This is a genomic window from Ruegeria sp. HKCCA6837, assembly GCF_013034475.1.
In the GTDB taxonomy this organism is placed as follows: Bacteria; Pseudomonadota; Alphaproteobacteria; order Rhodobacterales; family Rhodobacteraceae; genus Ruegeria.
Genome location: NZ_WQGD01000022.1, coordinates 1 through 24,435, shown reverse-complemented (window position 1 = coordinate 24,435; position 24,435 = coordinate 1). Strand labels below are relative to the sequence as shown.

27 protein-coding genes and 1 tRNA gene are annotated in these 24,435 nt (G+C 54.2%); 9 read left to right on the top strand and 19 right to left on the bottom strand.

Annotation, left to right across the window (positions count from 1 at the left end; genetic code table 11):
- Positions 1 to 1,299 precede the first annotated feature (1,299 nt).
- The 8 genes from GOV91_RS20440 to GOV91_RS20400 all read right to left on the bottom strand — a co-directional run bounded on the left by GOV91_RS20440 (position 1,300) and on the right by GOV91_RS20400 (position 4,565).
- A complete protein-coding gene (locus GOV91_RS20440; RefSeq protein ID WP_170786494.1) occupies positions 1,300 to 1,896 on the bottom strand; it encodes a hypothetical protein in 597 nt (198 codons plus the stop codon).
- A 4-nt stretch (positions 1,897 to 1,900) separates the two neighbouring features.
- Complete coding sequence (locus GOV91_RS20435; protein ID WP_170567573.1) at positions 1,901 to 2,089, bottom strand: hypothetical protein; 189 nt, start codon at positions 2,087 to 2,089, stop codon at positions 1,901 to 1,903.
- On the bottom strand, positions 2,089 to 2,403 hold the full coding sequence (locus tag GOV91_RS20430) for a hypothetical protein (RefSeq protein ID WP_171236819.1): 315 nt from the start codon (positions 2,401 to 2,403) through the stop codon (positions 2,089 to 2,091). Before GOV91_RS20430 ends, GOV91_RS20435 begins: the two co-directional genes overlap by 1 nt.
- 144 nt (positions 2,404 to 2,547) lie before the next feature.
- Entirely contained in the window at positions 2,548 to 2,712 is a 165-nt protein-coding gene (locus GOV91_RS20420) for a hypothetical protein (protein WP_170703722.1), read from the bottom strand.
- Positions 2,705 to 3,763, bottom strand: coding sequence for a hypothetical protein (locus GOV91_RS20415; protein ID WP_171236818.1), 1,059 nt, complete (start codon positions 3,761 to 3,763; stop codon positions 2,705 to 2,707). The genes GOV91_RS20420 and GOV91_RS20415 overlap by 8 nt, the downstream gene beginning before the upstream one ends.
- 3 nt (positions 3,764 to 3,766) lie before the next feature.
- A complete protein-coding gene (locus GOV91_RS20410; RefSeq protein ID WP_171236817.1) occupies positions 3,767 to 3,946 on the bottom strand; it encodes a hypothetical protein in 180 nt (59 codons plus the stop codon).
- Entirely contained in the window at positions 3,946 to 4,452 is a 507-nt protein-coding gene (locus GOV91_RS20405) for a hypothetical protein (RefSeq protein WP_170703735.1), read from the bottom strand. Before GOV91_RS20405 ends, GOV91_RS20410 begins: the two co-directional genes overlap by 1 nt.
- 19 nt (positions 4,453 to 4,471) lie before the next feature.
- Positions 4,472 to 4,565 (bottom strand) — tRNA-OTHER (locus GOV91_RS20400).
- Between the two features lie 465 nt (positions 4,566 to 5,030).
- On the opposite strand from GOV91_RS20400, the gene GOV91_RS20395 reads away from it, so the two are divergent.
- Positions 5,031 to 6,005, top strand: a complete 975-nt coding sequence (locus GOV91_RS20395; protein ID WP_171236816.1) for an adenylate/guanylate cyclase domain-containing protein — start codon at positions 5,031 to 5,033, stop codon at positions 6,003 to 6,005.
- An 84-nt stretch (positions 6,006 to 6,089) separates the two neighbouring features.
- Here the strand turns inward: GOV91_RS20395 and GOV91_RS20390 are convergent, their stop codons facing one another.
- The 5 genes from GOV91_RS20390 to GOV91_RS20370 form a co-directional block, all read right to left on the bottom strand.
- Positions 6,090 to 7,562: a DUF2779 domain-containing protein gene (locus tag GOV91_RS20390; RefSeq protein WP_171236815.1), complete on the bottom strand. Its 1,473-nt coding sequence runs from the start codon at positions 7,560 to 7,562 to the stop codon at positions 6,090 to 6,092.
- Positions 7,563 to 7,670: 108 nt separating this feature from the next.
- A complete protein-coding gene (locus GOV91_RS20385) occupies positions 7,671 to 8,447 on the bottom strand; it encodes a 2-keto-4-pentenoate hydratase (RefSeq protein WP_171236814.1) in 777 nt (258 codons plus the stop codon).
- A gap of 327 nt (positions 8,448 to 8,774) precedes the next feature.
- Complete coding sequence (locus tag GOV91_RS20380) at positions 8,775 to 10,016, bottom strand: DUF2254 family protein (protein ID WP_171236813.1); 1,242 nt, start codon at positions 10,014 to 10,016, stop codon at positions 8,775 to 8,777.
- Positions 10,017 to 10,088: 72 nt separating this feature from the next.
- Positions 10,089 to 10,376: a coiled coil domain-containing protein gene (locus GOV91_RS20375; protein ID WP_170567584.1), complete on the bottom strand. Its 288-nt coding sequence runs from the start codon at positions 10,374 to 10,376 to the stop codon at positions 10,089 to 10,091.
- Between the two features lie 47 nt (positions 10,377 to 10,423).
- Positions 10,424 to 10,924, bottom strand: a complete 501-nt coding sequence (locus GOV91_RS20370; protein ID WP_170567585.1) for a Dps family protein — start codon at positions 10,922 to 10,924, stop codon at positions 10,424 to 10,426.
- A gap of 211 nt (positions 10,925 to 11,135) precedes the next feature.
- Between GOV91_RS20370 and GOV91_RS20365 the strand changes: the two genes are divergently transcribed.
- Together GOV91_RS20365 and GOV91_RS20360 are read left to right on the top strand one after the other, a co-directional pair.
- On the top strand, positions 11,136 to 11,354 hold the full coding sequence (locus tag GOV91_RS20365; RefSeq protein WP_152456637.1) for a hypothetical protein: 219 nt from the start codon (positions 11,136 to 11,138) through the stop codon (positions 11,352 to 11,354).
- A gap of 252 nt (positions 11,355 to 11,606) precedes the next feature.
- Positions 11,607 to 12,551, top strand: coding sequence for an aldo/keto reductase (locus GOV91_RS20360; RefSeq protein WP_170567586.1), 945 nt, complete (start codon positions 11,607 to 11,609; stop codon positions 12,549 to 12,551).
- A gap of 158 nt (positions 12,552 to 12,709) precedes the next feature.
- On the opposite strand, the gene GOV91_RS20355 is transcribed toward GOV91_RS20360, so the two are convergent.
- From GOV91_RS20355 to GOV91_RS20335, 5 genes are all read right to left on the bottom strand, one after another.
- Entirely contained in the window at positions 12,710 to 13,135 is a 426-nt protein-coding gene (locus GOV91_RS20355) for an ester cyclase (protein ID WP_256369250.1), read from the bottom strand.
- Positions 13,136 to 13,233: 98 nt separating this feature from the next.
- Entirely contained in the window at positions 13,234 to 13,782 is a 549-nt protein-coding gene (locus GOV91_RS20350) for an amino acid synthesis family protein (RefSeq protein WP_171236812.1), read from the bottom strand.
- Between the two features lie 171 nt (positions 13,783 to 13,953).
- Positions 13,954 to 14,646 (bottom strand): substrate-binding domain-containing protein, encoded by a 693-nt coding sequence (locus GOV91_RS20345; RefSeq protein WP_171236811.1) that lies wholly within the window; start codon positions 14,644 to 14,646, stop codon positions 13,954 to 13,956.
- 243 nt (positions 14,647 to 14,889) lie between these two features.
- Positions 14,890 to 15,255, bottom strand: coding sequence for a DoxX family protein (locus GOV91_RS20340; protein WP_170612068.1), 366 nt, complete (start codon positions 15,253 to 15,255; stop codon positions 14,890 to 14,892).
- A 2-nt stretch (positions 15,256 to 15,257) separates the two neighbouring features.
- Positions 15,258 to 16,283, bottom strand: a complete 1,026-nt coding sequence (locus tag GOV91_RS20335; protein ID WP_170612069.1) for an AraC family transcriptional regulator — start codon at positions 16,281 to 16,283, stop codon at positions 15,258 to 15,260.
- 183 nt (positions 16,284 to 16,466) lie between these two features.
- On the opposite strand from GOV91_RS20335, the gene GOV91_RS20330 reads away from it, so the two are divergent.
- The 6 genes from GOV91_RS20330 (at position 16,467) to GOV91_RS20305 (ending at position 24,210) form a co-directional block, all read left to right on the top strand.
- Entirely contained in the window at positions 16,467 to 17,858 is a 1,392-nt protein-coding gene (locus GOV91_RS20330; protein ID WP_170612071.1) for an amidohydrolase family protein, read from the top strand.
- Between the two features lie 66 nt (positions 17,859 to 17,924).
- Positions 17,925 to 19,436, top strand: coding sequence for an amidohydrolase family protein (locus GOV91_RS20325; protein ID WP_170817045.1), 1,512 nt, complete (start codon positions 17,925 to 17,927; stop codon positions 19,434 to 19,436).
- Between the two features lie 73 nt (positions 19,437 to 19,509).
- Positions 19,510 to 21,189 (top strand): hypothetical protein, encoded by a 1,680-nt coding sequence (locus GOV91_RS20320; protein ID WP_171236810.1) that lies wholly within the window; start codon positions 19,510 to 19,512, stop codon positions 21,187 to 21,189.
- Positions 21,190 to 21,258: 69 nt separating this feature from the next.
- Positions 21,259 to 21,660, top strand: a complete 402-nt coding sequence (locus GOV91_RS20315; protein WP_170567597.1) for a hypothetical protein — start codon at positions 21,259 to 21,261, stop codon at positions 21,658 to 21,660.
- A 13-nt stretch (positions 21,661 to 21,673) separates the two neighbouring features.
- On the top strand, positions 21,674 to 22,954 hold the full coding sequence (locus GOV91_RS20310; protein ID WP_171236809.1) for a carbohydrate porin: 1,281 nt from the start codon (positions 21,674 to 21,676) through the stop codon (positions 22,952 to 22,954).
- A gap of 329 nt (positions 22,955 to 23,283) precedes the next feature.
- Positions 23,284 to 24,210, top strand: a complete 927-nt coding sequence (locus tag GOV91_RS20305) for a DMT family transporter (protein WP_170567601.1) — start codon at positions 23,284 to 23,286, stop codon at positions 24,208 to 24,210.
- Positions 24,211 to 24,246: 36 nt separating this feature from the next.
- Here GOV91_RS20305 and GOV91_RS22595 read toward each other — a convergent pair.
- Positions 24,247 to 24,435, bottom strand: a 189-nt coding sequence (locus tag GOV91_RS22595) for a hypothetical protein (protein ID WP_217352048.1), incomplete at its 5' end; no start/stop codon positions are given.

The window sequence follows — 24,435 nt, the reverse complement described above, 5'->3', positions numbered from 1 at the left end:
TTACGAAATCCCCAGTTGCAGTGTATTTCTTGTACGCCAAACCTAGTTTCGACGTACCCATTTTGAGGTGAAATCACCTCTTCACACTCGTCCCCGATACGCTGGAACAACCGGTTGCACTCCCACCGATCTCCGGTTGATGCAAGATAGGCATTTTCTGGAACTCTTATTTCCTCACAAAATTCTCCTACACTCTGGAAACCATGAGTGCATTCCCAGCCACTGCCGTAGGAGCTGCCCGTCAAATATGCGTTTTCTGGTACGTCTGTTATTTGGCAGGATCCGTTCTTGTTTTCGAAACCTTCGTCACAAATCGATCCGTCGGCATTGCCTGCGACTTGGGCAGGAAGCTGCGTTCCTGAGAGCAACACCAAGAGTGTCGGGATCAGGCAAAGAACGCGGTGCGAAAACACGATGAATGACTGATTGAAACGGAGCCTGAGACCTGATCTATCGGGCATCGAGCACGCAATTTATGTGCCATGTGCTGTTCATACGGCGCCTTCTTTCATGGGTCACCCGATGACCGGTGCTTGTCAGGTGACAGTTGCGAATGCTAGCGAGGAACGAGCTCATAGCGAAGACCCCAGCGAAACCCGTTCCAATGCTGGGGCACATGCTACAGTTAGTCTGAAGGCCATTGGATCATCGAAGCCGGCAGCATCGCGACGACGAGTAATTTTCACCAATGCACGTTTGTGGTCCTTTGCCAGAATAGAGTCAAGGAAGTTTCCCTCGTCGCAACGCTAGTACTGCTAAGGCAGGTGTTTGTGAAACAAGCACGTGACCAAGTAGCCTGGTGAACCGCCGAAAGAAGTTACTTGGCATTAATCTGTTGTTGTAGGGATTTGGGGGCGGAGCAGCAGCGAATGGCAGCTTAAGTCCGCGTCTCTCTTGTCGAGCCTGAGTGCGGCGACAGAGCGGTACGTGATCAAGGTTTCCTCGTGGCTATGAATGACTGGCCTGACGTCATCAGCAGCAACGCATCGACATTCGTGCCGCTCCTGTGAACTGATGCTGCGCAAGCACTCGCGGCGCGAGCAAATGGTTGATCTGCTACGCTTCTCGGGAATTGCAAAGTCTAATTGCGAATGTCCGTTTTGGGCTGGTTGCGGTCAACCATGCTCATAGTAGAGACTGGTGGTACATAGTTCCGCAGAGCAGTGCTGGGGAAATGCTTATCCGTGGCGCTTTGGTTCCTAGCAGGAGAGGCGCTTAGAAGAAGCACGCACTACTACGACGACAGTCGCCATAGACTTCTTATGTCAAATATTGGTTAAGGGCGGCAGGTACGCTGTACTAGCGGTCTGGGTCTGTATCGAGTTTGCCCCAGAGATCATCAACCATATCTGAGAAGCCATCATTCGAGGCCTCCTTGGGCAGTAGACCAGCTCTTCGCCGGCGTTCGACCTCGGCCATTAGTTCTTCCTCTGTGGCTGTCTCAACCACATCACATCGAAGAGCTTCAATCTCGTCCGCTGTCCACGACTCAAATTTGTCAGCGTAGAAGCCTAGGGAATACGGCTCGTCATCAGAAATCTGCTTGATCACAGCATTCCAATCTTCGCTTTGGTTCGTTTCCTTTTCGACCCTCTCATCTAGTTCGCGGATTGACTTGCGGATCATCGGCAGCAGTTCTGCCTCAACGCTTTCTTCGCCCGCGCCGGTCCCCGCAAGCCAAAGGTCTGCGATCTTGCGGACGAGCCTCCAGACCGTCTGATTTCGAGGGTGGCCTTTAATCCGGCCGCCAAGGCCTTTTTCCTGAATGCCCAGCTGTTCAGCGGCCCGTTCGCTCATTCGAATATTGTAATCAGACACGTCCGAGAGCTCTGAATCGTTCTCAGATACAGCTCGAGCGACTTCTTGATCACCGACGTAAACAACCACCTTCAACATCCCGCTAGCCCTTCCTTCGCAGGTTCATCACCCGGTCCAGGTGGCTGTAGTCCAGATCTCGCATGATCTTCTTCACTCGCTCTGGATCGACTTCGCGATCTTTTCCAGCAGTGTGGACGATGTGTCTGACGTAGATCGTCAAAGCGACAATGATCACGGCGGATAAGATCAAGCTGAAATGCTCGGCCCCCATCACCAAGTCTTCTTCCTTGGGTCTTCGATCCCGAGGTCGTCGAACACGTTGCCGCTACCATCAGTGATCTCGACATCATGGTCTTCAGTCACTAGATCCCAGGTGTTCTCTTTGACCCATTCATCCCGCCATTTGGGCGCATCGGCCGGACGCTGTGCAAAATCGGCGATTTGCTCGAGAATCATTTTGCGCAATGCAAGCCAGACCTCCGGACCCTCTCTGCGACGAGCTTGCAACTCTGCGATCAAGGCATCCAGAGGAACATCCTGTAACGGGCGCCCGAAGATCTCTTCTTCTGAAAAATCATCTGTCATCGCTCAACATCCTCGACACTGATCGTCAAGACTAAGATCTTGTTTGGTTTTACAGTGATCTCATTTCCTTCAATCTCTCGAAGTTTGCCGTTCACCAAAGTCTCACAGATCACGAAAATTGGGATTTCCTCTTCTGTAGTCTCGTCACTCATCTGGCTTACTCTGCGGATCAGGCACCTTTCGAGACCGGATCTCATCCGAGGTAATTGGCTTGGTTAGTTTTGCTCGACCAGCCGCAATTTCAGCCTCCCGAAGCCTAAGCAAACGCAAGGTTTGTTCATCCAGCTCAACGTCGTCGTCATCACCCATCAGACTTCTCCCGAGTACAATAACAGTGAGAACAGAGCACTTGAGACCTGTCGGCTGTCCGAACGATGTCACCAACGTGGCCACACTCTTCACACGTCACACCGCATCGAAATTCCATCCAGTCAGCGTACTCCTGAATGAGATCGTGGTATCGACTGAAACCGATGCAAATCTTGCCATCCTGGCCTTTCTCAATATCCGAGATCTGAATAGTTCCAGGCTCCAGTGCCCTGAAATCCTGACTGAAGGAAAGCTTGTGGAGTGCTTGCGAAATCATGACGAGCCAGCCCTTTCCGACAGCAGGAACAAGAGATGCGCAATCCGGAGAAACGAGGTCTGGATAGTTTTCCACAATGTCCAGCCTCAGGCTGTCGGGCCAGGATTCTTCGGCGCCCTCAAATCGCCGCCGCAGTGCATCATTGTAACACCAGCTGCAAAGCGTCGTCACAAACCCAAGGAAGTTCTGGCGTTGGGCAGAATTAGAACAACCTTCACAGGTTTGCTCAATCTGATCGACACGCCATTGAATCTCTTCACTCGCAGCCTGGTTGCAGTCCGGGCCCTCATAGACGCGCAAGCCTCCCCATTTCTGTTTGATCTGAACGATGGACGGGTGTTCATCACCAAACAGGTCGGGCTGCTCGTCGATCAACCTCTTCACTTTCTCAAGTGCAAGCGTAAGCTGCTCCGCCCACCCGGCACGATACTCACCAAGCTGCTTGAAGACGCTTCCGTGAATATCATTCCAGTCGACAACACTGCGCATCACTGACCTCCGGGCCCGCGCCTCCTTGAGATCGTGTGCAACCTCCGCCATAGTAGTCATCATACGGCCGACCACTTCGCGGTCATCACACTCGACATGCAGACCCTCGGTCGACCATGTGACGTCAGAGACGTGCGGAGCTGGGTAGTTTTGCGCCATCACCAAACGCATCTCTTCGGCGTACCAGGCGTCAAATGAGCGGAGATCATCTGGCGCTCCATGGTCCTCGATCACACCTCGGACCTTTTCCCGGAATTCCTTCCAGCTCTTTTCGACATCACCCATCAGTTACACTCTCCAGAACTTGGTCTTGTTGAGATGGAAGACCCCGCTCGAGATCTGGCAAAGGGCAATCGGCGGGACATGACCGGTGGCCAGCGAGCTCGTATTCATGAGCTTCCGGGCGTAGTCCTCATCATCGTAGTCTTCCATAATCTTATTGAAGATCACTTGTTGTTCGGCGGTCATCACCAGTCCTTCTTCACGCACGCGGGGCACCGATTACGGTCATCCGTTCGGTCAATCTGGCCGTAATATCCGCAGACACCGCAGGTCATTCGATCTCGAACACGCTTTTTTCGAACGCCAAATAGCCGGTGCCGTTTCGGATGGCGCTTGCTCGCGACATCATGCGCGCACCAACAACACAGTGTCGTGTACCAGCCGTTCAACAGCTGGGTCTCGGCAGCGTTTGAGCAGCGCTCACAGGTACGATTTGCTCGTGCAATCGTGGCGATGATCATCGACTGGATGTGTCGATCATCACACCTGTGGTAGATGCGGAGCTCTCCCAGCTTCCCCTTGATCTGGAGGACAAAGGGGTAGGTGGCACCCTTCAGATCGCAGTATTTCTTAACCTCTGTGAAGAGCTTTGTGGTCAAGCCGGACCAGCCTTCGGGTGTGCGGCCGAGGTTCTTCTCGACCGATTGCTTGATATCATTGAAGTCAATTGTGTTCTTCGCGTCGTCCGCCATGTCGGACTCCTCCTGAGAATGGTAGGAGGCGTCGGAATCGAACCGACTCGTGCACTCTAATCTGGAGCAATTACAAGGATATAAGCCTCGCCCGCATACCAATGCTGCCTCCCGCGGATTTCGCGTGGGTTATCGACTTCAGGCCGATATTCGATGGCAGTGGATGCGTGTGAACGTCATGTCCGCAAGCTGAACCAGTTCGCATAACCATGTCAAGACAGAGCGTGCTGCACCTAGAAATTCACCGCGTAGTTCTGGGAACCTTCTAGCTTAGCGTGTGCCAAAAAGAATGAAGCATCCTATTTTACGGTTCAGTACAGCGTCGAGTAGCTCTCAGACAGCGAAACGATTCGATACCCTGTGATGCAGACTCGAACCCAGAAACTCTGTCGATAGTTCGCTCTGAACCGACGCGCGTCTTTTGATCTGCGTCTGAAGCGCTCCATTCTGGAGAAATACAAAAGTCTTGATCTGACCAAACCCCAGCGGCAGCATTGGCCTGCATATTTCGAAAAATGGAGATACCGGTTGCAAGACTTTGTAAGTCTCATTCCATTTAGCGTCTCGAGTAATTTGTGATGACACGCTCCTCACCTGAACTGCTGGCAGTTTCGAGGCGTTGGTATGAAATACTCAGAACCAAGAAGAATACTGACGAATTACGGAACTATCTCTCGAAATCAGATGAACTAAGGTTCGTTGGGACAGGCGAAGGTGAGTTCTGGAGCGGGCAAGCAGTTCGCGATGGGGTTAGCAGATTTTTTGCGGAGATCCCGGCTCCCGTCGTTTTCGAAGAAGTTGAAGCTGAGGCCTTCGAAAACGGAGAAACGGGATGGTCGTCCTTCGTCCACAAGATTCAGTTTGTCGGCTTTGATGAAGCCGTCTTCTACCGCACCGTTCTGATTTTTGTCCTGGAGGGAGCAGCCTGGAAGATCATCAATCGCCACGCTTCGGTGCCAACTCCAAATATTGAACTCGTGGGTAAAGAGCAGCTGGCCATCCAAAAACTGGTTGATGCTGCGCGCGAAGATGGACCCGAGCTGATCCAAACCGAAGGTTTGGCTTCGGTACTTTTCACTGATGTGGAGGGTAGTACAACGTTGGCGGAGGCTTTGGGCGATCAGCGTTGGTCGGTGCTGATCGAAAACCACTTCCAAGTCTTGGCGGCGATCATTGAAAAGTATCATGGCCAGTTCGTGAAATCCCTTGGAGACGGAACGTTGTCCGTCTTTCCGTCCGCGAAAGAAGCACTAACGGCCGCTATCAAGATTCAGGGGGCCATTGCATCGGCATCCGCGGAGCCATCTTTCGGTGTTCGGATTGGGATTCACACTGGTGATGTCGTGCAATCTCGTGGAGATTTTTTCGGTACTGTGGTCAACAAAGCGTCACGCATAACGACCGTTGGTGCGGCAGGCGAGATACTCGTTTCAGATGCGACTCGTGCCATGGTCGGAGCGCGAACCGATTTCTCATTTTCTGAAATAGAACCCAGACTCCTGAAAGGTCTACGCGGTCACCACGTCTTGTATCGGTTGGAGTGGCAAGATTGAGTTTGCGGCTGCTCTAACACCGAAAACCCACACAGATATCCAGTAGAGCAAAGTCGTAAAACGTCTTTTGGTTCGCAGCACACCTCACATCGCCAGCAATTCCCGATGAATTGCGACCATCGCCCAGGTGTCGCGCGTACAATACGCAACAAGATCAGAATATACCTTCTCGCGCGCTGGATCACCCGGTTCGGCCAGTGTTACGTCCTTCCAAAGGCGAGACGCGCTCGCCCCCTCTTTGATGTCCAGATCATCGTATGAAAGTTCTGGCAAAAACGCTGGAAGAACGGCCTTGATAGAGGCGCTTCCCTTGAACGCGGGATCGTTGATCACTTCATCTGCAAACGGCTTCATAAGATCTACAACGCGGGCGTTTAGGCCTTCCAGGAACTCTGCATGCTCTGGATAAGTTTCCGCCATTTCCGTATTGCGCGATTTCTCGAACGGAGCATACCAAACCACTACAGAGCCAACGTTTCCTATGTCCTCACGAAGCCTTTTCAGCAAGGCTGGCATTGGGTTACTGGCGTCTCGGTGGAGATACTCCCTGTGCTCAATTTCTCCGCCAGGCTCATGCTGGATATGCAAGGAATACTGGAAAGCCACTTGCTGATAGGGACGCGTTCCGTCCCAGGGCGGCAGCAAACTCTGAGATGTCTCGTAGTCAAAATAATAAACCGGATAGACAATCTCGCTCAGAAACCTGCTCAACTCCTGATGATCGATAGTGCGTGCATCATTCGCCAGAGCTCTCAAGTAGCGCTGTGTTGACTTGCCCAACACAGATGGATCGCTGATCTCGTCAATCTTTGTGATCCCATTTGCGATGAGTTCCGAGGCTTTTTCCGCATTCATGAACGGAAGGCGGTGGATACTGTCATGCGCGAGAGGTGGGTCGAGTTTTTCGCGGATCTCCAGCCATTCAACATAGGATTTAAGGCGCGCACGTTCGGGGGACGGATCAGGCATCGTACCGCTGGCAACGACGCTCAATGCCTGATCTATACGCGTGCGTGTTTTTTCGAGCTGCTCAGTCACCGCATCCGTGATGTCAGTGATGCTGACAAGCTCTTGCGGATTGATTTCGCCGTTTCTGACGTAATCACGGTTCACATGTGCCACTTCGCAGCGCGCAATGGGGAACCCCGCTGCCTCAAGCACGACACGCTGGAATGCGAGATCAAAAGTGTGTTCGGGCTTTGCAGATGTCCCGCTCTTGATCTCTGTCAGAACGTACCCATCGCCACTGCGGCTCACGATGTCGGAGATGCAAGTTATGTGCCCATCTTCATAGCGACCCTGTGCCACGGCGTTCGCACCATCTTTCCAAACATTCAGAGTGCGCGAGGGCAGAGCTTGGTACTCTGAAAAATCTGAAAAACCGAGGCGAACGAGATCACCAAATAGCTCCTCAGCATAAGGCTCAAACGCGTGCCCCTCGAAAAAACGCGCTTGCAATGAAGGGTCAATCGGCGGCAACAGGTGCCTGGCGTGTTTCTTGATCCATAGCCAGGCAGGGTGCCTAAGAAACATCATGTAATCTGATTTGGATAGCATCGTTTAATTTGCATCCCAGAATTGATGAAACCAGTGGAAGACCATCATGGTCAGCTATTGAGAGCAACATTTCTTTGGTGCAGTCGGCGTCACCACTCTACCAAAGCCTCATGTAAATCGTACCGAGAGCTCGGTGTCCATCACGCCACCAAAACCAGCTGACCATTCTTCACCCGGAGACACTGGCCATGCGTCTGTCAAAGTACCGGTTGTAACCAGCTCGCCTCCCTGAAGCTGGTCGGCTTGTGAGAGTAGAGACACAAGATGAGCCAGGACTTCAATTGGGCCTCCAAGCGCGTTTTCACCTTTGCCGGACTCGATGGCCTCGGTGCCCTTGAACAATGCTAGTGGCACTTCGGCCAAGCCGTTCAAGACATCATGCGTAGCCGCGATTTTGTCGCCAAGAACAAGGCAGCCGTGCAATCCTTGTGCAGCGATTGAGTCTTCGACCGAGAATTTCCAGTTGGGATAAATCGATTGAACAATTTCAAATCCCGGAGCAACCCACTCCACGCAACCTGCCAGCTGCTCATTGTTCATTTCAGCCGTCGGGGCATTGCCAAGGCCTAGTACGATTTCTGGTTCGATTCTCGGTTCTGGATACCTTGCCAAGTTTACCGGCTGATCAGTCGAAAACAGCCCATCTGCGTGAACCTCTCCCCAAATGGGCTGATCCACTCCGTAAACAGGCCAAATCATGCGGTTCGTGAAGCCGACCTTCCGGCCAATTTTCTTTTTGCCCTGAAGTTCTCGGACGCGACTTGCAACCGAATAAGCGTCATCCAGCGTCAGCTGTACTGCCTCTGAAGACAGTATGGATATCTGCTGTGCAGAGGTCAGGGCCTCAGCGATTGTCTGAGCCTTAGCTTCAATATCTCTTGTCATATTCGCATTATACCTGCCGACGGCTGGATTGCGATGCAATCGAGGTTTTGAAGGGCCAAAATAGTGATCTCCGCCTAAGTCGTGGTTCAGGACCTATAAAGTGTCTCGAACTAAAACGGCAGTTTCTACCAACAGCGAATGTTCGACATAGTCGGGGCAAAAACTTAGTTGCGGACAAAGTAGCCGTCTGGTTTCACCAACCAGTGACTACCTTTCGGTGAAATTAGCCTAAGACCAAACGATAAGCACTTCTCCATAAGTTGGGGGATGGCCCACTCACAAACCACCCCCCAGCCTAACTGGACTGCAATTGTCCAGCACGGTTGACTAAAACCCTTCAATTGCGGTTTCGACTTGGCCACAAAACTTATCAATATCGCGCTCAAGCATATCGCTTTCTCGGGTCTCATCTCTGACCGCAGATAGTTCATCTACAACAGCCCGCAAATCTTCGTCTGGAGCTGCCTCCGCGATGCGTACCAAAGCTCGAATAAGGGCGGCCGTTACGAGGCCATTACCCCGGGCAGCGCGTCGCAGAGCTGGCATCGAGTCGTGAAACAGTGCCTCAGCCGTGATGGAAGGGTAAACCACCCGCACGTTTCCGTCATCATCCCGATACACACCCGTGCAGAGCTTTGACGACCACGCACGGGCCAGAGACGCCGACAGTCGGTCGATGCAGACTATTGCGGTAAACGTGTCGTTGACACCTGGTGACAACGCCCGAAGTGCGATTTCCACGAGGAGATGGACAGAAAAGCGGATATCTCCGGTAGGATCTCGCGCGGGGATCAACGGAGCTGACGCTTTCGCCAGATCATTCAGGTTTTCGTCACTGTCACCATAAACACTGGCCAAAGTGTCCGTTGGAACCATGAAGTCACCTGGCTGCACATCAAAAACGACGACCGCTCCTACCTTCTTGGCCGCTCTCACCAGACCTTCGGTATTGATCGAGTTCACATATCCAGTGCCAGAAGCCAAGACTTGGCGCATGTCATCCACCTCAGGGACTGCCTCTGAAGATGGGATATCTGCACTGTTTTCGATTGCGGTGCTCACTTGGCGATCCAAGGCTTCCGAAATCCGCGCCGCCTCCTGATCAATGGTTACGCGCGTTGATACTGTATGAACGAAGAGCAACAGCAAAAGAACTGAGATGATCGAATAGACTATTCCAATCGCAACGGCCAAATTGACGGATGTGTCATCGCGTATCAGCCACAAGATCAACAAGCTGTATAAAAACGTCGCTCCAAGTGAGCCAACTGCAATCTGATTTACCCTGTCTTCGCCAAAGCGCTGCAAGAGCCTGGGCCCAATTGATCCGGCTGCTAAGGTGTAGACCAGCAAAACAATGGAATAGACCATGACCAACGCGGACATGGATGCTGCCGAGATTGCGCTTAGTACATCGCTCGCAGTACGATTAGAAACGCTCAGCCAATCGGAAGCGGACCAACCCCAACCCACGAGCGCCTGCTCCGTCTTGAAGACAATCCCAGCCACCAAAAGCCCTGAAAGACTTATGGCGGCAGGGATGGTTAGGAACCCGCGAAAGTACCTCACTAATTCTCTAGGTGTTTGCATTCCGGTCCCCATTCACGACACAAGCTTTTTTGACGAACCCAGCTTGAAGCTTTACGCGAACCGGTCGGCCGCTTCTTTCAAAGCACTCTGCATATCGCCCCAAGCTGCCTCGTAGCCCTCTTTGACATCTTCCCAGGCCTCGTCGCTGGCCGACTTCAACTCTTCCAGCTGCGTTTTTGCATCGGACCTTACCTTGTAGAGCTTGCTAAGCTGTTCCTCGAGCTCGAGCTTGGCATCTGCTTCAGCCACCTTCAGCTTGGCTTCGAGAACATCAATCTGAGCATTCCAACTATCCAATTGCAGCTGTGCTTTTTTCTCGTACCCAACACGTGTCATCATTATTCCTTTCTTCTCAAACGGAGGTTCAGATCGAGGGTAGCCATCCATTAGACCGCAACAATTGCCTTGAGCATCCAGACCGCTTCCTCATGCTTCGCCATCCTGGCGTTCATCAGATCCTCCGTAGCCCCATCGCCATAACGGGCTGCGGTCGCAGCAGTCTCACGCAGATTCCGGGCAATCGCTTCGTTGTCTGCGACCAATTGTTTGATCATGCCCTCTGCATCTTTGACCGTTTCTTCTTCGGTCAGTTTGGCTTGGCTAACCATGTCAGTGAACGAAATCGGTGCCACCTGACCCAACGCGCGCACACGCTCGGCCAATTCATCCGCAGCTTCGAACAGGTCGCGATACTGACGCTCTGTTAGTTCATGGATCGGCAGGAATAACGGACCCACGACGTTCCAATGTGTGCCTTGCGTTTTCACCATCAGGACCATGGTGTCAGCCAATACTTCGGTCACTGCGTTGGCGATCCAGGCGTTCTTATCGATGCCTGTGTCGTTGGTTTCTTCCTGAACTTCAGACTTCAAAACTTGCTGTATCATTTTCACTCCGTTTCGTTGCTTGTGGAGTAAAACTTAAGAGCGACAAAATATTTTTCAAATAAAATCATATACTTAATATAGGTATCCGACACATCATGGGGCGTTTCATGATCCTGGGTATCCGGCACAACATGCCAACATTGCTGTAGACACGCAGGCCCATTGGCATACATGCTTGGAGTAACTGACGTAAGCTACTGAGGTCATGCCAGTGTCTGATCAAAATCGACCGCCAAAGCGCACGGAAAAACTGCAACTGATGCTCGACCTCGAAGAGCTTAAAGCCATCGATGATTGGCGGTTCGAAAACAGACTGCCATCTAGAGCGGCCGCTATTCGAGAACTCATCCGCCGCGGTCTGATTTCCAATGAGTTCGAAGAGCCACCTACTGACGCGCCTTCCGGCGAGTTTCGTGTAGTGGACGAGTGACAAGAACATCCATAAAGCAATCGATTGAAGCACCGAGACGCTTCGCAGTGCCGCGCTCAGCTGGCTGTTAAGCAGAATTCAGTGAATGTCTGCATTGTGGAAACTTCTACAATTCGTGAAAAAGCTTGGTGAATTTGCGGTTTGAACAATTGCGTTGAGGTCAGAGAGTAACTCCAGCGACAAGTCTGACTTGTTTTCAATAAATTACTCGCGCAACATTCGTGAATGTCCGGAACCAATTGGGAGGTTGGCATGGCGGAGCTACGCGAAATTGGTAAGACAGGGATTAGGGTTCCCAGCATCGGGTTTGGATCAACGGGGTTGGGAAGTATCCCGGAAATCTACGGGTATGAGGTTGATGAAGACCGCGCGATTGATACAATTCGGGCAATTCTTTCGCAGCCAAATGCGTTCCTGGACACATCCCGTTGCTATGCCATGGGTCGAAGTGAAGAGCGCATAGGAAAAGTCATTCATGAGCTTGGTGGGTGGCCGGACGGGCGGGTGCTTTCCACCAAAATCGACCGGGATATGGAAACCGGTGCTTTTGATGCTTCTCAGGCACGTAGATCATTCGAGGAAAGCCTTGCGGCCCTTAGCGTCGACAGCGTTGATATACTCCACGTCCATGATATCGAATACGCAAATGACCTATCAGAGGTCAAAGGGCGAGGTGGCGCGATTGAAGAGTTGTTCCGTATCAAGGAGGAAGGCCTGGCCAAGGCGGTCGGAATCGCGGCGGGACGTATCGACTTGATGATGCCAATTTTGGAGAGTTGGGATTTTGACGTGGTCCTGACACACAACAGGCATACGCTGGTAAACGATAACGCGGCACCTCTGATGGAACTCGCGAAATCACGTGGCGTTTCGATATTGAACGCAGCACCTTATTCCGGAGGTGCACTTGCCCGAGGAAGCGCGATCCATCGCTTTTATGTCTATCGACCGGCAGATGATGAAAGGCTTGCGCCAATACGTGCTGTTGAAGAGGTGTGCGGGCACTACGATGTCCCAGTCGGGGCGGTCGCGTTGCAATACTCGTTGAAAAACGACGACATCACTTCGACGATTTGCGGAGTGACATGGCCTCAGCATGTTCAACAGGCAATGGAATGGGCAGAGTGGTCCATCCCTGAAGGCGTTTGGGAGGATCTCGCTGAGCTCGAAAAAACTTCGAGCGACCCAGAAGCTTAGAGGCGATTTTCGGATAGGATACTGTTCTGCCAATTGACCGCTTTTGGCTCGGTGCAGACGTTCGCAGAGTTTTCACTAATGACCGCACTGCGGACAAAGCTGCCATCCAAGAAAAGCGACCTTTGAATTTGGCTTTAACCGAAGCTCGACTTAGCGTTCTATTCGACCAGTCCAAGTTGTCGCGCAATGGTGGCGCTGTCATAGTAGTCACGTCCCTCAACCACCTTCCCGTCCTTAACACGCATCACCGAGCAGTAACGGACTTCGGCCCGCCTTCCAGTTGGTGGGAAATCTCCGAGGCTTGAGCGCAGTGTACCGGTGTGCGTGCCCGTGTTTCGGAACTCGACAGTAGCCCATTCGCCGCATTGGCTGACCACAACATTCTCAACCTTGCACAGCCCATCTGGGAAAGCCTCGCGCCAACGGTTGTAGTCTGCTTTGTATGCTTCCTTTCCGGGAAGTTTCTCGCCACGCGCGACGTCCTCAAAGTCGCAATCCTCAGCAATTACAGCTGCGCCTCGGTCGGGGTCACGCATATCCCATGACTCGTGAAACTGCCGAACTATTTTCTCAGTGGGGTGCATTGCGTTGATACCTCTCATTTAAGTGTGGGCAGTGTGCACACGCACTTACACCGACCATTCGAAGACTACTCATGGGAAGAGAATGGCAAAAGAAGCTTCTATGTTTTAATGGGTCCACTTCCGCATCTCGGGATGGGACGACCGCGATCAGCATATGCCAAAAACATGACTATTTCTTCGGGGCGCGGCCCATCCGGTACACAAAGCGTCATTGTATCGAAATGATCAAAGGACCAGGGGTTGTCTTTGTGGCCAAGCGGCAAATCGATTGAAGTTCCAGCCGCTCCAATCTTTACGTTGGATGGAATGACTGCGTCGCCTCCATTGGCTGCGGCTCGCATCGGACCGCCGAGTCTGGGATGTATGACTGCGCCACCGTGCTCCATATCTCCGGAGACCCCAACAATCGCGGCCTTCCCATAGGATACGGGCGCTCCTTTAAGCTGCGAAACGGCTTGTTCAGCGAGTTGTTGCCCAAGTTTAGCCCCGATCTCAAAAAGCGCTGTAAGGTCAGCTGCGAAACGGCCTGCAATCGGGTTTCGAAAAACTGCAGCAGCCGCAACGCGGCAAACCTGTTCGCATGGCTCGCCAAAGGCATCACACGTTATGTGCTCACGCACTATTACAATCTTGCGCGTTTCGACCATGAATCCCCCCATTTGCCTTGTTGACACAATAGTGCTGAAAATTCAGCTAAGCGTCGACTTCAAATTTTCCCATTTTCATGTAGAAGATGGTTCACGAAGTCCGCTTTGGGCTCTCAGCGGACTTTGCGGCCGTCGCGAAAGGCCCAGCAGTTCTGGTTCGTCGTCGTCATGTCAATCTAATGCAAATCGAAATATGCCTGCCGCTGCAAGCTCGTCATCCAGCTCACTTGACGTCAGAAAAGAGAGTGCCTGTGATGCACCTGGGTGGGCTTTGATGCCGAGGAAAACCGATATGTCGATATGCGTTCCAAGTTCTTCGGGAAACACGGCTGCCAGAACGATATCCGGGGTGGAAAGGATCGTCGTGAGGGGGGCGACCGCGAGTTCTGCTTCACCGGCTGCGACAGATGCAACGGGTTCACCGCCACCCATGGCCTTGCTTTTGGGAAAGACAGCATCTGTTAGACCGATCCTTTCCAACGCCTTAAGATAAATGCGGCCGCTTGTGCCGACCCCAGTGAAAGCAATGCTTTCAGCCTCACGAAAAAGGGCTTTGAGATCCTCGACATTTTCCTTCACTCGATCCTGTCGCCCTGGCCTTTGAGCAACCGCAAGCGGGACGCGGCCAAAGGCACGATGACTTCCAACTTCCGCATAACCCGCTGCAATCAATGCCTTTGCGTAGCCTGGATTGGTCATGCCCAGATCATATTCCTCTCCAGCTGAAACGCGTTCGGAAATTGTCGGGTTAAGATCGATCATTTGCTTGATCGACACACCTGCGGCAACTTCGATGCGTTGAACGACGCCGTTGACGAACGCTCGTATGGCGGTCGGCACGAAGAAGCGAATTTCATTCGACATCACGTTTGGAGACCCCTCGGGCCTTGCGGCGCTTGATCTGCATGATTCTCATGAGCTCAGAAGTGGGCAACTGTTGCAAATACAATTACCGCTTCGGGCTCACACCAGTCATTCGACGAGCTCAGACAAACGACCGCAGTGCGGACTTTCCGGTCACTGACGCGGTAGAACGCAACGACGGCAACCAGCCGTTTCCGGACTTCATTGTACGTCAAGTCATCACGAATGGGAGGGCCTTTGAGCTCAAAGAACGTCTAGAAGTCCAGCGTACCCATTGCTCAGAACTATGGCTGATAGCGATGCTGTTATCATCGCGGGAACTCCTTGTTTCCACGTGTCGAACACGAGATGGCAGAAGATCGCGCCGACAGACGTGCCCAGCAGGGCGAGCGCACCAAGCGGGCCGACCCAGGACGATTGAAACCAGATGGCTATGGCCCCGAACAGCTCAGCACAGCCGACCAGAAACATGATCTGCCGGTTGAGCCCGTAGCTTTCGAACATTTCCAATTGGATTTGGAAAATCTTCTGTTGCCAGCCGAAAATCTTGATCGATGACGCGAACAGAAAGAACGCCGATAGCAGACCGATGACGATGTTCAGGACCATAGCTAAGCGTCCCTGTTTGATCGTCTGAAGGCTGCCGGGGACATGCCGGTCCATTTCCGAAACGCCCGTGAGAAAGCAGTGGGGTCGACGTACCCAAGCCTCAGCGCTGTATCGCCAACGGACGAGTTGTCCTCCGCAAGTAGGCTTTCAGCTTCTTCCTGCTTGATACGGGCGATCACCCGGGAGGCCGTCAGGCCATAGGGCTTAAGCCGGTTGTTGAGCGTTTCGCGATGAAAGCCGCAGAGGTCGGCCAACTCGTCGACACCAAATCCCGGTTCAGCCAGATGAACCTTTATCAGGCCTTCCAGTCCCGCGAGAAAGTCCAGCGGGGCTGCCAGGTCATTGTCTTTAATCCTGAAGTCTGGTGGGTTTTCCAAAGCTTCCTGTGTCAGCCGAAAGCTTAGCCAGCTTGAGGGAAACCTGATCGAAAACCCCTGTGGTCCGCACTCGATTGCCCGGACGCCATGAAACTGCTTGGGAAGGGCGTCCGGTTCGCAGACCCGCAGAACGATCTGGTGGGGGTCCCATCTGAAGTCCAGAACCCGGTGCAACAGGGATATCCAGATGCTGGCCAGAAACGCATCGGCCTGACCCGGTGAAGCCGAGACAGAAAAGTTCCGTTTGGCACTGAAATACGCATGCTCTTCTTCAACGAAGAGTGACTGCGTGACCGCATTGGATTCCTTAGAAACGGCTTGCGTGAACCTTGTGAAGAAATCCCCGAGTGTAAGCGCCTCCGCCAGCATGTCGCCAAGCGGAAGAAACCGAACAAGATCGACGGACTGGCCGACCTGGGCGCAAAACTCCGGAGATGTGGCGTCGGCCACCGCCTGAAAAATCCGGTAGACCGTGTCGTGTGGCACGAAATTCTGACGGTCCATCACCTGCGCTTCGTACAGCCCCAGTGGATCGAGCACAAACGCCGGTTCGATGCTCACCTTGCGAAGGGCGGCGACAACCGGACCCGCAACCGACGCTCTGACAAGCGGTAATGCTTTGTCCGATTTCTTGGTACGTCCGCCCGTCATCGCGCCTCCTGTTCCTCAAAACTAGTACGGAGGCGCCAGAGAGTCCTACCGAAAACTTTTCAAACCTTGCAGTTTGCCAAAACTAATTTCCAGCGCCTGACAAGGTGTCAGGCAATAATCCGAGCGTTCCCTAAAATCACGCTGAAAAAGCGACATCTGTGATTCGTCAAAAGGAACGCCTTCATGGTCCCAAAACTGGCTCACGTTCTGACGGCTGCAATCCTTGCCGCTGGTCTTCTGTCACCCACGCACGCCGTCGCACAGGAGGAGAGTTTTCCGATCCTCTTCACCAACGTGCATGTCTTTGATGGCGTGAACGAGGCGCGGATCGAGAACGCCAATGTGCTGGTGATCGACAACCTGATCGCCGAGGTCTCGACCGAACCTTTGGCCGTGGCCAATGCCCAGATCATCGACGGCGGCGGACGCACGCTGATGCCCGGGATGCACGACCAGCATGTGCATCTGTTGGTATTCAACCCGCTCAGCGACGGGTTGCGCCAAAACATCACGCCCTTCCATCTTGGCGGAGTTGCCGCGATCCGGTCCGAGCGCATCCTGATGAATGGGTTCACCACTGTTCGAGACCTCGGTGGCCCGGCCAAGTCCATCGCCCGGATCATCGACAGCGGCATGGCGCCCGGCCCGCGGATCTATTCCTCGGAAGCCTTCATCACCCAAACTTCGGGCCACGCCGATTTCCGCAAGCTGAACGACCGTCATCCAACCCTGTCGGGTCAGGGGCCATCGCATTGGGTCGACACAGACATGAGCTTCATCGCGGACGGCCCGGAGCAGATCCGCATGGCCGTGCGCGAGAACCTGCGCCGGGGGGCAACGCAGATCAAGATCATGGTCAGCGGCGGGGTCACCTCCGAATTCGACCCGCTGCACTCGCTTCAGTACCAGGCCGACGAAATCCAGATGGCGGTCAAGACCGCCGAGCAATGGGGAACGTACGTTACCTGTCATGTGTTCACAGAACAGGCGATCCGCAATTGCATCGACAATGGCGCCAAGACCGTTGAGCACATCCCGTTCCTGACTAGGGAAGCCGCCGAGATCATGGTCGATAAGCAGATCATGTTCGCGACAGCGGTGGCACCGGTCTACTCAGTGACGACCGAACAGGCGGAAGCCTTTTACACGCCGGCATCCTTCAAGAAGTGGAAGAGCGTACGCGACGCCGCCGCGAATATGATCGAGGTGATCCAGACCACTCCGGGCATGATCGATCTCTACACACTGGGCACGGATCTCATCAACAACTGGGACCAGACGCTCGAGCAGGACAAGAAGATGAGCGACGAGTTCAAGTACCTGCACGAGGCCAACTTCAAGCCGTTCGACATCCTTCGCATGGCTACATCGAACGGCGCGCGGATGAACCGTCTGACCGGCCTGAACAATCCGTATCAGGATGGCCCGCTCGGCGTGGTCGAGGAAGGTGCCTATGCAGATCTCCTGCTGGTCGATGGCAACCCGCTGGAGGACATCCTGCTGCTGGCCGAGCCAGACACCAACCTGAAGGTCATCATGAAAGACGGCGTGATCTACAAGAACACTCTCGACTGAGTGTCGCGCGGGATGTTCCTACCTCGGCATCCCGCGCATCCCTGACTCTCGATGGAACGGAAGCAAATGAAATACCTTGGCAAATCCACAATGATGGCCGGCGCAGTCGCTCTCGCAACGAGCGCGGCTTTTGCACAGGAGGCCGCAGTTGATATCCCCCCAGTTACACTCTTCAAAAACGTCATGGTGTTTGATGGTGTGAATGACGGGCTGAAGGACGTCGACGTGCTCGTCGTCAAGAACAAAATTCACAAGATTGACGCTGACATCCCTGAAGGCGGGAAGTGGGAAGTCGATGTGCGCACTGGGGGATCCAAGCGGTTGCCCGATCCAGTCGGTGGAATCGATGGCTACTCCTTCACCGTCCAGACAGAACGCGGCATCGAGACCAAAGAAGTGAACGTTACCGTCATTGACGGTGATGGTCGTACACTCATGCCCGGTCTGATCGACAGCCATGTGCATGTGAACATGTACAAGAACGGCACCATCCCCGGACTTCAGGACACCACATGGGAAGAGATCGGCGCACGCGCCGCTGCGTTCGCGCAGGAAATGTTGGCGATGGGCTTCACGACCGTCCGCGATATGTGCGGCGCTCATGGTGGACTGCGGGCGGTAATCGATGAAGGATCACTACCTGGCCCACGAATTTATTCCTCCGGCGCATGCCTTAGCCAGACAGGCGGACATGGCGACTGGGGTATCGCGGGTCAACGCAAGAACGAAAGCAATCTTGAACGTCTGGAGATCACCAGACTGGTGGACGGGCCGGCGGAGGTGCTTCAGGGCGCGCGCAGGAATTTCGCTCTAGGGGCGAACTATCTCAAGATCATGGTCAGCGGTGGCGTGACATCGATTAAGGACCCGATCTATCAGTCTGCTTTCACAAACGACGAGATTTCCGCTGCGGTCGAGGTTGCTGGGGATATGGACTCATATGTCGCCATGCATGTCTTCATGGACAGCGATCTGTCGCGTGCGCTCGATCTTGGCGTCAAAGTGGTGGATCACGGCCTGACCATTACCGAACCGACGATGCAGAAACTGGTCGAGAAAGAGGCGTTCTTTTCGCCCAACCTGACGGCACTGGCTCCCGAGGCGCTGGAACATCCGATGCACCAGGACCCGACCTTTCCGCCAACGGCGAAGTTCCTTTGGTTGCGGGAAAACAGCAAGCAGTTGATGGATCTTGTAAGAAAATACAAGCCGAAGATGGTGTTTGATTCCGATTATGTTTTGTTAACCGGCGTTCCCTACCGGCAGTCGATGGACTTCACGAAGGCCTTTGTCGCGCGGGAGTTCGGCAACCTCTGGGCATTGCAGATGATGACTTCGAACGGCGGCGAACTGGCGGCGCTGACCGGGCGGGGCAATCCGTATCCCGAAGGCAAGCTCGGCGTGATTGAGGAAGGCGCTTATGCCGATATTCTCATCGTCGACGGGAACCCACTCGAAGACATCTCGGCCATCGGCGCTGTCGATTCCTGGTTCGATGCCGAACCGCGCGGACAGGATGTCCCGAGCATTCGCGTCATCATGAAAGACGGCGCGATCTACAAGAACACGCTCGACTGAGGAGAGCGCGGGGCGGTCTCCCTCGCCCGACCCGCGTTTTCTTTCGAAGAACACAACCTTGAAAGGACCACAGATGAAACATCTGACCCTTGCTTCACTTTTGGCGCTCTGCGGCTCTGCGGCGTTCGCCCAGGACTGCGACGTTGCCATCCTGAATGGGCGGGTCATGGACCCGGAAACCAATTTCGATGCGGTGCGCAATGTCTGCGTGACAGGCGACAGGATCACGGCGATCACCGAGGATGTAATCTCCGGCAAAAGAGAGATCGACGTGTCCGACCACGTCGTCGCGCCGGGTTTCATCAACACACACTCGCATTCATTCGGTGGGTTCGACCAGAAGATGATGGCCCATGATGGGACCACCACGATTCTCGACACCGAAAGCGGCGTGGCTGACGCCGACCTGTTCTACGACAAGTATGAGGGGAACTCCTTTCTGAACTACGGCTCCGGCATGGGGCACGAGGAAATCCGCCGTGTGATCATGGACATGGTTCCTGTCGAACTGGCATCCGACCCGACCTACATCCTCAAATCCCGCGGCGCAGCCGAGGAAGAGGACGGGCATGCCAGCTGGGCGCTGGATGTCCCTTCAAAGAACCAGCTGGCTCAGGTCATGGCCATGTATGACAAGGGCCTTCGCGCCGGAGCGATCACCGTGAACACCACGGTCGGCTATATGGGCTATAACACCTACCCGAAGGAGATTTTCGCGCTTCAGAAGCTGGCGAAGAAGTACAATCGTTACTTTGGGGCTCATACGCGGTTTGGCCCAACCGAAAGCCTGCCGCTTTATTACTCGCTGGGCGCAAACGAAGTGATTGCCAATGCGGTTGCTTTGGACGGGGCGCTGATCCTGTCTCATATCCAGAACCAGGGCTGGGAAGAGATCTATGAGCTGGCGCGCCGCCTTCAGCAGCAGGGAATGAACATCTTTGCCGAGTACTATCCGGCCATCACCGGAAACCCGAATATCGCGACCCCGCAACTGCTGCCGGACAAAATCGAGGCTAACAATATTGTGCCGACACGCGACATCTTCGATACCAGCACCGGTGAGCTTTACGAGACGGATGAAGAATTCTTTCGCCAGCAGAAAGAGGATCCAAGCAAGCCGATCTTCATCACGGTCCGTCCCGAAGCGGACCTCAAGCGTTGGATCCACATGAAGGATATTGCCATCGCCAACGACATTGTCGGGTTTACCGTTGACGGGGAGCCGTTGCCAATCGAAGCAGACTTCAAAGAATATGGCGGTCACCCGCGCAACGCGGGCACCTATGGCATCGTGTTCCGCGAAGCGCGCGAGCAGGGCATTCCGCTGATGGAGTTGGTCAACAACGCTTCCTACATCCCGGCCAAATACTTCTCCAAAGTGGGCCTTGGGGCGATGCAGGAACGCGGCCGTATGCAGGAGGGCATGATCGCGGACATCACGATCTTCAACCCCGATACGATCACCGAGACGTCTTCGATGAAGAAGGGCATGAACGGATCCTTCACAAAGGGCATCCCCTACGTGCTGGTCAGCGGGCAGATCATCATTGATGACGGCGTCGCCAATACCGACCTGAGGCCCGGACAGCCGATCCGCTACCCTGTCATCGCAGGAGACGACGTCAAATTGGACCTTGGAGACAAGGAATTCTCCTGGCATGCCGACATCGAGACCCCCGAGGACGAGCATTCCGAATTCCCAAATCGCCCTGCCGCATTGGAGGAGACCATCCCCGGAGCCCCCGAGCAGTAACACCATGGAACGGTCAGGGGCGGCGAAGCTGCCTCTTTCAAAAGATATGCAAGAAATTCAGGTAGCAAAATGAACAAGTTCCTACTCTCTGTGGCCTTCTGCCATTCCGCAGCAGCGGTGGCGGCCGAAGACACGAAAGACATGCGCACCTTTTTGTTCATCGGCACGTCCAACAGTGCGGCCTGGGAGATGCAGATCGCCAATCCGGGGGACCGCGCTGCCACGGTCAAAGGCGGGATCGAGGCGCTCGGGGGCGAACTTCTGAGCTACTACTGGGGGCTTGGAAACGGGAAGAACTACATCACGGTTTCCCTGCCGGACGATCCCACCTTTATCCAGGCCTTCTATGTCAGCCGTCTCGGCGACGGGCTGCTGGACGACTATCAGATGATCGAGTTGATGAACAGCGCCGACATGGCCGAGGCCCTCGCCCGTGTGCCGGAGATCAAAGCGCAGGATGATATGAAGTGACCTGTCAGTGAGAATGTCATTTCCTCAGGGTCCGAGCAATAACCTGTCACCGGTTTTAATGATCGTGGTGGCAGCGGTCTTCACAATCTCAGGCAACATCGCGGTGGCCGAAGAACCAGTCGCACAGTCCGGTCTTGAAGCTGCCGCTCAGACCTCGCTGGGCGGACCGGGCTCGGCCAGTGCCCAACAGGAGCAGGACAGGCTGCGCAGGCTGGAGGACTCGCGCTGGCCCGGGCTGGATCGCAGTCTTGATCCAACCGAAACAGCATTGGGGCGTTTTCGGGAGAACACCGGACTGGCGCTTAGCTTTGACTACCAGGCCCTCTACCAACGCAGCTCGCACAGCCTGACCGGGCAGGATGCGGCCGCGTCGGGTCAGCTCAGGATGATTGGGACGTGGGAACTGGCAGACCGGGGCGGTGAAAACCCCGGTAGTCTGGTCTTTATCCTTGAGAACCGACACCGGCTGGGTCAGCCGATTGCACCCTCCGCCATGGCTGCGCAAATTGGATATCAAGGAGCCACTGCCGTCACATTCAGCGACACGGACACGACCTTGTCGGTTGCCTACTGGCAGCAAGCCGTCGCAGGCGGACGTGGAGGGGTTGCCGTGGGACGGATCGACCCGGGCGATTACTCCGACATTCTCGGCTACGTTAACCCGAGAACGACGTTCTCGAATTACTCGATCTTGTTCAGCCCGGTTCTGCCAATCCCTGACCCGGGTTTTGGCATCGCGGCAGGGGGTTATCTGACCGACCAGTTCTATGCGCTGGGTTTGGTCAGTGATGCCAATGGGTCTCTCACCGATGTAGAATGGTTCCCCGGAGGGTCTGAGTTCTACAAGTATGCCGAGATCGGCTGGACACCGCAGCGGTCGAAGCGGTTCCTAACCAACGTGCATCTTGGGATGTTTCACACGGATGAGCGCCAAAAGGCCGGCGTACCCGAGACATATGGCGGGACGGTTTCCGCTAACCATACTTTCGAAAATCAGCTGATGATCTTTGGGCGACTGGGATGGTCCAATGGCGGCGGCGCGCTGGCAGAGCGTGCGGTCAATGCAGGTCTGATGTGGCGACCGGGCACCTATGACGACCTCTTCGGCTTAGCCGCCACAGTTGCCGACCTCACGACTCCGGGCTTGCCCAACCAAACGACCATTGAAGCGTTTTATCGTCTGGATCTGGCCGACAATCTGGCTCTGACAGCAGACGTGCAATATCTCAACAACCCTGGATCGAATCCGAACGACCCGCTGGTCTTTGGATTGCGGCTAAGGGTCAATCTTTAGCGAAGGACTTCTGTTTTTTCTGTTCGGGGTGCATTTTCGTTCCGAACGAAGGGGGTGGCAGGTGAGTGGGCCACCCCCGTTTTCCCAATGCTAGCCGTCACTTCATCCGCCCGAATATGGCTGCACTAGACAAAACAGGGCGTTTACTCAGAGCCGGGGGAATGTCGGCTTTCCGCCCTTCGTGACAGATGATGTTTGATAGAAACGTGTCTGCATTGGGCTCAGTGCGGTCGCTCAGAAAAATTCAGTGAACGACCGGTGTGCGGGACAAAGCAGTCTTTCGTAGAATCTCTGAAGACGAAGATGCAAATGCGTGATAGCTCCAGATTATGGCCACGACATCTGCGCGAAATCGACCATCCATCCCTTATGCATTTGCCGTTTTTGGTGTTCTTTTTGCTTCAATCTGTTTCGGCCTGGTTCCCTACTTCAGCCGCAGCCTAACCGAACAGGGCGTTGCACCCTATGCGGTCGCATTCTACCGCTACATTGTTGCGGCCCTTCTTCTGCTTCCTGTTCTCATTGTGCATCGAAAAGAATGGCGAGAGATCATTTGGGGTCTCTCCGCCGGAGCCGTAATGGGGCTTGGTTGGATCGGATATGTAACGGCGCTGGAGACGCTGCCCGCATCGACAGTAGGTGTGCTCTACATGACCTATCCGGTGTTCACCTTAGTTATTGCTTGGGCTGTGTTTGGCGATGCACCCACGCGACGCGCCATGTTGGCCGCTGGTCTGATTGTGGTGGCAGCCGTTATTGCTGGCTCGCCTGCGTCAGTGGCTGCGGAACACCTACCAACGCTGCTGCTATCCCTTGCTGCCCCATTTGGGTTTGGCTTCGGAATCTGCGTCCTGGTACACAGGTTGTCGCGGATTGCGCCGTTGGCACGTATCGCGTCAGTTTCTCTGGGGTCTGTTCTTGGCCTCGCCCCGCTCATCCTAGGTGCTGAGGTTGGAGAGCTTCTCCCAAGCGAACAATCCGACTGGCTTTTCATTGTTGGTATTGGTCTGGTGACCGCTTTCGTGCCTCAGCTCATCTACACGATTTGCTCGCCTGTTATTGGAGCTTCCCAAACTGCGGTCGTCGGAAGTATCGAATTACCCACGATGTTTGCCGTGGGATATCTTGCTTTTGGCGAAGCCATCTCTTTTCCTCAAGCTTTTGCATGTGCCTTAGTGCTGGGCGCAATTGCGATCACAAGAAGTAAAAAGACGCGCACCGTATCGACCGTGCTTACAAAATCACCGAGGCGGTAGCATAGGGCTCGGCGCTGCCGTTCTCTGAGGTAAGCATCACTGGCTGCTTGCTGCCCGAAGCGGGTAGCGAACGTTATGTGTTAAAGGACCGACGTTGACCGGCGGAAGATGTCGGTCCATTTTTGTTGTAGTGAACTCTCGTTTAGCAAAGGACCTCCGGATTATGAGGTACTTTATGATCGTTGCAGGCATGGGCATTTCTTCGGTTGCAACGATATCTGCGGC